The sequence below is a fragment of the Lujinxingia sediminis genome, from assembly GCF_004005565.1.
Classification (GTDB): domain Bacteria; phylum Myxococcota_A; class Bradymonadia; order Bradymonadales; family Bradymonadaceae; genus Lujinxingia; species Lujinxingia sediminis.
The window spans coordinates 90,830-100,859 of sequence record NZ_SADD01000018.1; the positions used below are offsets into that span (position 1 = coordinate 90,830).

The 10,030-nt window shown below is 64.5% G+C and carries 9 protein-coding genes; 3 read left to right on the forward strand and 6 right to left on the reverse strand.

Translation table 11 applies throughout. The features are described 5' to 3' along the window. Positions 1-26 precede the first annotated feature (26 nt). The 3 genes from EA187_RS19050 to EA187_RS19060 all read right to left on the reverse strand — a co-directional run bounded on the left by EA187_RS19050 (position 27) and on the right by EA187_RS19060 (position 2,793). Complete coding sequence (locus EA187_RS19050; RefSeq protein ID WP_127781313.1) at positions 27-740, reverse strand: MOSC domain-containing protein; 714 nt, start codon at positions 738-740, stop codon at positions 27-29. Between the two features lie 150 nt (positions 741-890). Then, the gene (locus EA187_RS19055; protein ID WP_127781314.1) at positions 891-1,526 is read right to left on the reverse strand and encodes a hypothetical protein; all 636 of its coding nucleotides are present in this window, start codon (positions 1,524-1,526) and stop codon (positions 891-893) included. Positions 1,527-1,551: 25 nt separating this feature from the next. Next, positions 1,552-2,793, reverse strand: a complete 1,242-nt coding sequence (locus EA187_RS19060; protein ID WP_127781315.1) for a c-type cytochrome — start codon at positions 2,791-2,793, stop codon at positions 1,552-1,554. Positions 2,794-3,172: 379 nt separating this feature from the next. Here EA187_RS19060 and EA187_RS19065 point away from each other — a divergent pair, with 379 nt between their 5' ends. Together EA187_RS19065 and EA187_RS19070 are read left to right on the forward strand one after the other, a co-directional pair. After that, on the forward strand, positions 3,173-3,667 hold the full coding sequence (locus EA187_RS19065) for a VOC family protein (RefSeq protein ID WP_127781316.1): 495 nt from the start codon (positions 3,173-3,175) through the stop codon (positions 3,665-3,667). 170 nt (positions 3,668-3,837) lie between these two features. Beyond that, positions 3,838-4,341 carry a helix-turn-helix domain-containing protein gene (locus EA187_RS19070; RefSeq protein ID WP_206524428.1) on the forward strand — a complete coding sequence of 168 codons (504 nt, stop codon included), beginning with the start codon at positions 3,838-3,840 and terminating at the stop codon, positions 4,339-4,341. 522 nt (positions 4,342-4,863) lie between these two features. On the opposite strand, the gene EA187_RS19075 is transcribed toward EA187_RS19070, so the two are convergent. Genes EA187_RS19075 through EA187_RS20495 form a run of 3 tightly spaced genes read right to left on the reverse strand, consistent with a single transcriptional unit; the run spans position 4,864 to position 8,897 of the window. Further along, the gene (locus EA187_RS19075) at positions 4,864-6,108 is read right to left on the reverse strand and encodes a hypothetical protein (protein WP_206524429.1); all 1,245 of its coding nucleotides are present in this window, start codon (positions 6,106-6,108) and stop codon (positions 4,864-4,866) included. Positions 6,109-6,138: 30 nt separating this feature from the next. After that, the gene (locus EA187_RS19080; RefSeq protein ID WP_127781317.1) at positions 6,139-7,680 is read right to left on the reverse strand and encodes a hypothetical protein; all 1,542 of its coding nucleotides are present in this window, start codon (positions 7,678-7,680) and stop codon (positions 6,139-6,141) included. Beyond that, positions 7,680-8,897 carry a hypothetical protein gene (locus EA187_RS20495; RefSeq protein WP_164856408.1) on the reverse strand — a complete coding sequence of 406 codons (1,218 nt, stop codon included), beginning with the start codon at positions 8,895-8,897 and terminating at the stop codon, positions 7,680-7,682. The genes EA187_RS19080 and EA187_RS20495 overlap by 1 nt, the downstream gene beginning before the upstream one ends. A 481-nt stretch (positions 8,898-9,378) precedes the next feature. Here EA187_RS20495 and EA187_RS19090 point away from each other — a divergent pair, with 481 nt between their 5' ends. Further along, positions 9,379-9,900 carry a hypothetical protein gene (locus EA187_RS19090; RefSeq protein ID WP_127781318.1) on the forward strand — a complete coding sequence of 174 codons (522 nt, stop codon included), beginning with the start codon at positions 9,379-9,381 and terminating at the stop codon, positions 9,898-9,900. Positions 9,901-10,030: the final 130 nt, after the last annotated feature.

Below are 10,030 nucleotides of genomic sequence, written 5' to 3' on the forward strand. Positions count from 1 at the left end.
CTTCCCCCCCTCATTCCCTTTTCGATCTACCCCTGATTCGGACCGATCAAACGCCGCGCCTCATCGCCCTCCTCGCCACGCGCCGCGCGCTTCTCCAGCGCCTCACGCCAGGTTCGACTCAGGGCCGAACACCCCGCGAGCAACGAGGCCGCCTCCCGATCCTCTCGGCGCAGGTAGCGCACCGCATGCACCTCGGCGATGCTCCACTGCGGGAAGGGACGCTCCACCAGCGTGAGCGCCTGCCCCGCCTCCACCAGCCCCCGCTCCACCACCCCGAAGTACCAGCCGCAAAAGCCGGTCTGCTGCACCCAGAGCGCAAGCTTCTTCTCGCCATGCATCCGCGCGAGTTTCCAGCATGGCGAGCGCGGCTGAGTGACGCGCACAAGCGCGCTGCCCACTCTGTAGACATCCCCCACGCACACATCCTCCTCGACCAGCCCCTCCACACTCAAATTCTCCCCAAACGCCCCCGGCCCCATCGCTCGCCACAGCCTCTTTGACCAGTACGCCAGATGAGCGGTCGAATACACACACACCGCCTTCTCCACCCCGCCGTGATGCTTGCGATCGGCCTGACCATCCCCCTCAAAATTCTCCCAGTCCAGCCACAGCGCCCCGCGCACCTCCTCCTTCACAAACCCCGTGCGCCAGGGACGCTCCAGCGGGTCCCGGGCCCCGGCTCGCCCCAACTCCCGGGGCATCCCCACCCGCAATGAAACGATGCGCGCCTCGTTGACCATCACACCTCCAGAGCTGCCATGGCTTCCGCCACCTTCTTTCAGGACCTCTGCGCCAACCGCTCAGGCGCAGCCCCCCCCTACCACGCAGACGCCCCCCCGCGCGATCCAGGCGCGTTCACCTCGCCACCTTATGACCGGGCGCTCCCACGCTCACGTGGCCATCGAAGGCAGCGCCGAGACTTCGCCGCGCACCACGACCTCGCCGCGGCGATTCTCCGCCGTGAAGGTGATCTCGATGATGCCCCCGTGATTCGCGTGGCGACCGCTATCCTCGCCATCGGTCGCCAGAAGCTCCCAGGGCGATTGCGGCCCCTGGAAGTCCACGCGCAGCGCGCGCTCGGCACCCACCGGAATCACCCCCTCGAAGTCCACCGTGGCGCCCGGGGTCGTCACATCGCTGACCCCCATCAAGGGCAGCACCGCCTTCGAGACGCCGTTGGTATCAAAGAGCTCAATGCGCGTGACCTGCACGCCGACCGCTGGCTCATCGCCCGTGTTGATCAGGCGCAACGTCACCTGGGCGTCCTCGCAATTCAAGAAGACGCCGCCACAATCCTCGGAGTCCTCCGCGCAATCGGCGGCAACATCCTCCGCCGGAGCCCCCGCAGGCTCACCGCCCGAAGCGTCATCGCTGTAGCCATCCTCCGGACACGACTCGTAGTTCCCCAGATGCCCCGAGATAAACGTGCCCTTGAGCTCGGGATCGCCAGTCAACTCCGGGCAGCCCGTGCCCAGCAGAAGAAGCGAGCAGACGAAGACGAACAACAGATGAAATGGCATACGCATGGTGTGACCTCGTGTGAAAACACAGTTAAAGGGATTGAAGGTAACTCAACAGATCGTCGCGCTCCTCAGCGCTTAACACCGCCCCGGTGGGGTGGCGTGCTTCCAGGACATCGCGCAGCTCAGCATGACGTCCGTCGTGCATAAAAGGGCCTCCCTGACCAATGCCGACGAGCGAGGGGACTTTCATCATCCCCGTCCCCCGCATCGGACTCTCAGCCGCGGAAACGCCCCCACTCAAAAGCCAGCTCGGGATCAGATCGCCACTAAACCCCCGCTCGGGGTTATGGCAGCTGGCACATTGTTGCTCGAAGACCGCCCGGCCCGGATGCTCCGGCGCCACCGCAGGGCTTGTCGGCGGCTCCAGCGAGAGCACGTACATCGCCAACGCCCAGGAGAGCACCCGGTTGGGCCGGGCTTCCAGGCCATGGCCGGGGATGTACTGCGTCTCAAAACGAATCGCGACCGAGGCCGGGTTGACCACGCGCACAATTCCGCTGGCGTTGAGGTAGGACTGATGGCGCGTGCCCCAGAGGTCGGGCACCCGCAGCGGGTCGTCGGCCGGGTCATCGGTAATATCCACTCGCCCCGGCCCCCAGGACGCAAAGCGCGATCCATCGATCCCGTGGGAGTCATTGAACAGCTGGCGCGCCCGCCCCAGATCGAGCGCCGTATTCGTGCGCCCGGCCACCCCACCTCCCCCGTGGCAGAGCCCGCAGGTGACGCCCACCCGCATCTGACCGCGCACGTCTTTAAAGCGCACCAGACCCCGCAACGAGCCGTCGGCGTTTCGCTCAAAGCCCGTCTCCTCAAGAAGCTCGGGCCTCGTCGCGATCCACTCCAGGTAGTTGTCGCGCCGCATCGGCATCTGCCAGAACACCTGCTTGCCAAGCGCCAGCCACTGCTCACGCGTTGTCGGCGCCTTCGTTGGAAACACGGTGGGAAGCGCCTCTTCGAGCTCCTGTGGCACGGCTTGCTCGGGAAACACCGGCCCGCTGCGCGCCAGTAGCTCCGGGAGCAAATCCCAGCCCCCTTCGGAGAGCGCATAGCTCTTGAGCCGCTTTCGCGCATAGGGCAGATCCGGGCTCCAGAGCGTCGCCTCAAGCTGGGTACGACGCCACGCACGATCGCCGAGGTAGCGATCCTGGTAAGCCTCCATCCAGGCCAGCGTGTCGCCGGGATCAACCTCCGGCTCCGGCTCCTGCTCCAGCTCCCCGCACCCCACCAAGAGGGCGGTCAGGGCGAGCAGTATGGTGAGTTCTCGTTTCATGGAGGGAGTATTAAGCAACGACCGTGCCACACGCCCCTGAGACGCTTAAAGCGCAGAAAACCCGCGCGCTGAGCCGGATCACTGCTCAAGGCACGCGGGTTTTCTGAGGGGCCTGGTTCGGTGGACGCGGAAATCTGAGCGCTAGCGGGGTTCGCGGTGTGGGATGACTCGTGTGGGCGTTCGGGGGAGCGCGTGTTGTGGTTGGGTGGTTGGGTGGTTGGGTGGTTGTGGAGCCCGGGTGCTTCACGGGTGTGGGACGATTCGTGCGTACCTTCGGGGGCAGGTGGGGAGGCACGCGTTTGTAACTTTGGAGGCCCCTGCCGACTCTGAAGGAGGACACCCGATCCTCCCCTGTGTTTACGACCTCAAGGAGCCCAAAATGAGCGATCACGAATCCATCGACCCCGGCGCCCGCATCGGCCATGTCCACCTCAAGGTCGCCGATCTGGAACGCGCCATCACCTTCTACCGCGACGTGCTGGGCTTCGAGGTGACGACGCGCTACGGCGACCAGGCCGCCTTTTTATCGGCCGGCGGCTACCACCACCACATCGGCCTCAACACCTGGCATAGCAAAGGCGGCACCCCCGCCCCGGCCCACCACACCGGCCTCTTCCACACCGCCATCCTCTACCCCACGCGCCGCGCCCTGGCCGTGGCACTCCAGCGCCTCCGCGACGCCGGCGTCACCCTCGACGGCGCCAGCGACCACGGCGTCAGCGAGGCCCTCTACCTCAACGACCCCGACGGCAACGGCATCGAACTCTACTGGGACCGCCCCAGGGAGGAGTGGCCCACCGATGAAGAGGGCAACCTGACGATGTTCACAAAGCCGCTGAGTCTTGGCGGGCTGCTGGCGGAGTTGGAGAGGTGAGGGTGGGGAGCTGAAACCATCCCCGCAGAGACCTGCCTGTCACTCGCCCACTTCGTTCACCTGCTTGCATGGCTGCAGAGGTGGCGGGCCTGCCTACAGGTTGCACTTAGGTCGAATAGTGACTAATTTTAGAGCGTTACTACGTCTGAAACTTAGCGATGAGGTCAACGATGGCTCGCAGCGCAGCGCTTACATTTGAAGAATCTGTTCGCCAGATGACGCCCGTCACCGCGCCGCGGGAGCAGCGCGACAGGGTTGCTGCGTTGCTGGAGCTCCTCACGCACGTCGATGAGAACCTACAGGAGCCGGCGACCTACCAGCTGGTCAGCCCCTCTGGCGAGGTCATTGACCTGCCTGAATCCGTATTCTTGCTGCTCGAGCGAATCATTGAGGTGCTCGCCAGCGGCGACGCCATCACGGTGGTCCCCGTCGGCAAGGAGCTTACGACGCAGCAAGCCGCCAACATTCTCAACGTGTCGCGGCAGTACCTGGTGCGCCTTCTCAACGATGGACGGATTCCCTTCCGCAAAATCGGTACCCACCGGCGAGTACGTATGGAGGATCTTCTGGCCTACAAACGCCAGCGTGATCGCGACCGGATCGCATCACTCGACGACCTCTCTCAGCTCAGCCAGGATTTTGATGGCTATGATGAGATCCCCAACGAGGGATAGTCATGACAACACCTTTTCGTGTTGTTCTCGACGCCAACGTGCTTTTTCCTTTCTCAATCCGCACCGACCGTCCGAGAGACGGACATCTGCCTGTGTCTATGCGCCTCATCGCTCTTTTACTCCTCACCCAGATCCCCAGCTCAGCCCCCTTACCTCCCGCTCTCGCTACCCGGATTCCCTACTCAGCCCCCTTACCGGCCCCACTCAGCACCTGAGTCCCCCAACTCAGCGCCCTTAGCTCCGGATCTCGCTACCCAGATCGCCAGCTCAGCCCCCTTAGCTCCCATTCTCGCTACCCAGATCCGCGACTCAGCCTGCTCGGCTCCCCGATCTCGACACCCAGATCCGCGACTCAGCGCCCTTAGCTGCGCTTCTGGGTCCCCAGTCCCGCAACTCAGCCCCCTTACCTGCTCTTCTCGGGCAACGAGCGCCGCGACTCAGCGCCCTTAGCTGCTCTTCTGGGTACCCGGTCCCGCAACTCAGCCCCCTTACCGGCCCTTCTCGGGCGACCAGCGCCGCGACTCAGCGCAAACCCAACGTTCGCCCCAGCACTCTGGTGATGAAACGATCGTCGGTGCTTTCCCCGGCGACCAACTCGCGAATGCGCTCCCGGGTCGACTCGGCCTCTCCAAGGTGCTCCGCGGCGTTCATCGTATGGGTGTAGGCCGCTTTCACATCCTCACCCGTGACGGAATAGTATGCCCCCTCCACCAGCACGTGCAGCGCGGCCATGCCCGCCTCCCTGGCAAACTCGGGGCGTTTTGCCTCCATGTCGCGCGCCGCACGCGTCAACGTCTGCGGCGCACACGGGCTCTGGCGGGCCAATTGAAGCGCCTCGTCATAGAACCCTGCCGAACAAGCCGCCGCAAACCACGAGCCCTCCCGACCGGGGGTCAACGCCACGAGATCCGCCAGCACCTCGGCCTGTGATTTATGCGGATACGTCTTCACGACGGCCTTGAACCACGCCAGGTTCGTATGCGCCGTATGAGCCTCCAGCCCGAAACGCTCATAGGCCTCATCGACCCGGCCCGCATTCAGCAGGACCTCCTCGCAGGTGCGCGCGATATCGACCGGATCACCGGTGCTCCCCTGATGCTCCTCGGCGAATCGCAAGGCCTCGTCGACGCGACCCAGCGCAGCGAGCGCCCGCACCCCGTGCTGGCTGAAATACCACATCGAGAAGGGTGCGCGGCCAAGCAGGTCCAGAATGTCCTCGTAGCGCTCCGCGTGTTCCAGCGCGCTCAAACACACTTTGGTGCCCCTGAAAAAACGATACGTCGCAGGGTCCGGCCCCCAGGCATCCCGAGACTCCTCCAGCAGCCGGTCCGCCCACGTCGACGCAAGCGCTTTGCTTTTGCACAGTTCACCCCAGTAGTCCGCCAACGACTCGATGTAGGGGACGGTATCTTTAAGGTAGGCGACCCAGATCCGCTCCAGCCACGCCTCGCGGACCTCCGTCTCCAGGGGCGCGTCGGCGAATATCGCCACCAGGGTTTTCACGGCCTTCTCGGTGGTGGAGCCGATGGCCCCCGAGGAGCCGTTCACACTCGCAATCGCCGGGGACACGACTTCCAGAAAGAGCAGCGCCCCCTCAGCGCCGAGCCGAGCCTCCTTACGCGCCACCTTCTTGATTTCCGCGACCGCCGCCTTCACATCCCTGGCCGCCAGCCGGGAATCTCTCCCGTAGGAATCGGGCAAAAGACGCTGTTGAAACTCCCAGGGGTGACTTGCGTTCTCATGCATGACGGGCTCTTTTTTCGACATCTATGACTCCACGCGCTCTGCTGCGCGACCTCACGCCCCGGCCTCCCGAAACGCCTTCTTCAACGACGAAAAGCGCCGATATTTTTCCATAATTCCCCGCATCCACGCCTCGGCCTCCGGCGAGCTCTCGACCCGGGCGCAGCGCACCACAAGCCCGGCTGCATGGCGATAGTCGTCTCGCTCTTTATAAGCGGCCACCTCATCGACGCGCCGCGCGGCCGCCCTTCGCATCGCCGCTCGCATCACGTCGCGCAGCGCCTCATCTTCGGGCGCAGCCAACTCGGCCATCGTCAGCAGCGCGTTGAGCTCGGGTGTTTTCAACGTGGGCGTGTCCCCGGCGCTCGAAGCCCTCAACGCCCAACCGGAGTCCGGGAGTGTTACACAAACCTCTTCGCCAGCCAGAAGCGCCGCAAACACATCAAAAATCACCGGCCCGGGGTGATGCTCATACGACCACCCTATCCCCTCAGCCTCCTCCAAGAGCTGCGCCGCCTCATCGAACTTTGAGGTCAGCACCAGCAGCAACGCCCGCAGCCTCTCCGCCCGCGCCGGCACCGCCGCAAACGCCTGCTCCGCGCGCGCCACAAGCTCTTCTCGCGTCGCACACTGCCCCAGCCAACGTTGTAATCGCTCCAACGTCGGCGCCACCTTCCAGGCCCGCTCCAATATTTCGGAATGATCCGCAGCCCCCAGCTCCTGCGCCGCGAGCGCTGCGCCATCGAGAAGTTCGCCCCGATAGTAGGCATCCGCCTCCACACGCTCCGCCGCCTCCTCGTACGCCGCCCGCGCCGCCGCCCAATCTTTTCTCTCCTTAAGCAAACGACACCACGCGCGGTAGTCGCTATGCCTTCGGCTTCGCCGCGCCACCTCGGCCAGCCCCTCCTCGCCATGCAGGCGAAGTGTGACCTCGCGCAGCCACGCGCCGTCCCCGCGCTCTCGACCCGAAAATGCCTGGGCCTCCAAAAGCGCAAACCAGTCCGCGAGAAACCTCTCGAAGTCTGGCAATGGTTCCCTGGCAATCTGCTCCAGCGCTTCCAACGGTCGTAAAACGCGGCCAACCTCACCCACATCCCTCATCACCGTAAAGACCGCCCTTGCCCGGTCTTCCACGGAAGATGTCATGTACGTCGCCACCGCGAACTGCCGCGCGCACAGGCCAGCATCGACCCCCAACACATCGTCGACCTGCCCATCCTGGCCGACATGGAAGTCCGCTCTCTCCATGGGAATCAAGAGTGTTTTGAAGATGCGTGCCGCGACCTGATAGTCGCCCGCCAGAAACGCGTGAGTCCCATCCCGCAGATGATCATCCACATCGCCCGATTCGGCATAACCAGCCTTGACCGCAGCGGCCGCAAACGCCTCCACCTTTTCAGCGCGACGCGACCCCGGCGAGTCGGGTGTCCACCCGGAATCCGGCCGCGTTGCGCGCTCCACAATGATAGCCTCCACCCGAGGCCGGGCCCTGTCGTGAAGCCAGGGGAGAAGCTCCCGAATGAGCTCCCGAAGCTGCGCCGCATCCAACGCTTCAAGCGCTGCGTTCACGGTCTTATCGCGCGATCGTTTGGTCATCAGCGCTCCTCCCCCAGACACTCCCTCAACATCCGCACCATCTTATTCTCCCCCTGCGGCGGGTTCTCCACCCACGCCCGCACCTGCGCCCGCACCGCCTCCACCTCCCCGGCTGCCTCGGCGGCCCGCATCGCGATCGCAAACGCGTCGCGCGCATCGTTGGCCACGGCCTTATACCCGTGACCCTCCACCTGCCAGCGCAGCGCCGCCAGCCCTGCCTGCACCGCAAACTTCGGCCGCTTTGAGGTCTCCGCCTTCGCCGCCTTCATCAACGTTTTGGGCTCGCCGGGGCTTCGCTGCACCAGGCGAATCGCCTCATCGTAGAGTTTGGCCGAGCGCGCCGCCGCAAACCATTTTCCCTCTTTGCCCGGCGTATGCGCCACAAGGTCGGCGAGCACCCGCGCCTTCGGAATCGCCGGATACGCCTTCGCCACACCCCGAAACCAGCTCAAATAGCTCCCGTGCTCGTGCACCACAAACGCGTAGTTCGCGTACGCCTCCTCCTCCATCCCCGCGTCGCGCAGAATCGTCTCACAGGCATACGCCACCGCCGGCGAGCGACGCCCCTCGCTCCGGGCCTCGGCGTAGGCCACCGCCTCCTCGGGCTGCCCCATCGCCACCAGCGCCTTCACCCCGAATTTCACATAGCTCCACATCGTGTAAGGAGCCTTCTCCACCCACGCCAAAACCTCCTCGTAGCGCTCCGCCGCCAGAAGCGCGCTCAGGCAATGCGACTCGCCCGTGAATGAACGCTGCTCTTTCTTCGGCCCCTCCCAGGCCTCCCGCAACCCCACCAGCAGCCGGTCCGCCTGCTCCGAGGCCACCTCCACGCTCCCGCACGCTGCGCCCCAGTGGTCTCCCAGCGCCTCCAGGTAGGGGATATCATCGGCCTCCCCGGCATCCCACAGACGCTGCAACCACGTCGCCCGCTGTGCCTCCGAAGCCGGCGCCGCCCCGATGATCGTCGTCAGCTCCGCGATCGCCCGGTTCACCGTGCCCCGGATGGCCCCCGAGGAGCTGTCCACCTGCGCGATGGCCGGCGAGAGCTTTTCGAAGAAGATGACCGCCCCCTCGGCAGCGAGCGCGGGGTCGTGGGCAGCCACGTCTTTGATCTCGGCGACCGCCTCCTCAATGCGTTGCATCGCGGGCTGGGAGCGCCAGCCGAAGGCGTTGCGGCGAAAGCGAGGGCGGAAGGTCCAGGGGTGGGTGGGGGCCATAAAAGGTCCGGGGGGTGGGATGATCGGTTCAAGGTGAAAGGGAGGTCCAGTGAAATTGTGACCGCAGTGCGTTCACAATCTTCCCAAGGTGCGGCCACTACGTGCGCGCCTGCAGCGAGCGCTGCCTCGCCGCGATCCTGGATAATGGAGGAGTGGGGGTCACGCAAAAGAAGCGATCGCTTCTTTTGCGCCCTTGAGAACAAGCGATCGCTTATTCTCATCGCCCGGCACGACACGACTTGAGCTTAGAACGCCCGCCGAGCTTCGACCAAAAACTCGGCGGCATGGCGTCACGACACTGAAGCCGCGCTATCGTTCATCAGTCGGTTAAGAGAGGCCGTCCCTCGACTATTAACGTTTTCGTTCATAGCGGCTGGGCCTGATAAAGCATTCGTTAATAGCGGCTGCGGCTCTTGTTTTCACGCGCGTCGCGACGCCGCCACACGACCCGTCAATCAAGCTCCCTTCACAGCAGAGCTCCATGCATATCTTCGGCACCCTACCCCCGGACGCGCAATTCACGCTTCAAACCCTCCTCACCCGCATCGCCGGAATGGAAGTCCACCGGCGCGCTCCCGCCCGCTCCTCGGTCCCTCACCCCCAGAGCACCGATCTGGAGCTCGCCATCCAACCCCATCTCGAATCGCTCGACTTCCAACACCACGTCCGCCTGCACCATCCCCGCACCGGCGAGGGCTTTGAGTACGACTTCTTCCGCGCCCGCGATGGCATCGCCCTGGAAGTTATGGGTTACCGCGCCGACGACGAGGTCTACAAAGACATTTTGAAATTCCACGTCCACCCCGAGACCCGCATCGGCGTGGTCCTGGTGCCGCGCTACAAGTGGATCTCCTCACGACGTACGGACACCAACTACGCCGCCACGCTGAAAGCGCTGGCGTTTGCCGACCATTACATGAACGTCGAAGCGTTGGTGGCGGTGGCGTATGACTGGGAGGCTGGAGAGGTGGAGGGGGCGTGGGGGTTGGTGGTGGTTGGGTAGTTTGTAAGTACTCGCCAGAACCCACCGACACACTCACATCCCCGCTGATACCGTGACGGCTCAACTCAGACTTCAACGAGGAGCCCTCATGGACCGCCTGATCGCAAAAATCGACGACCTCAAAGCCCGC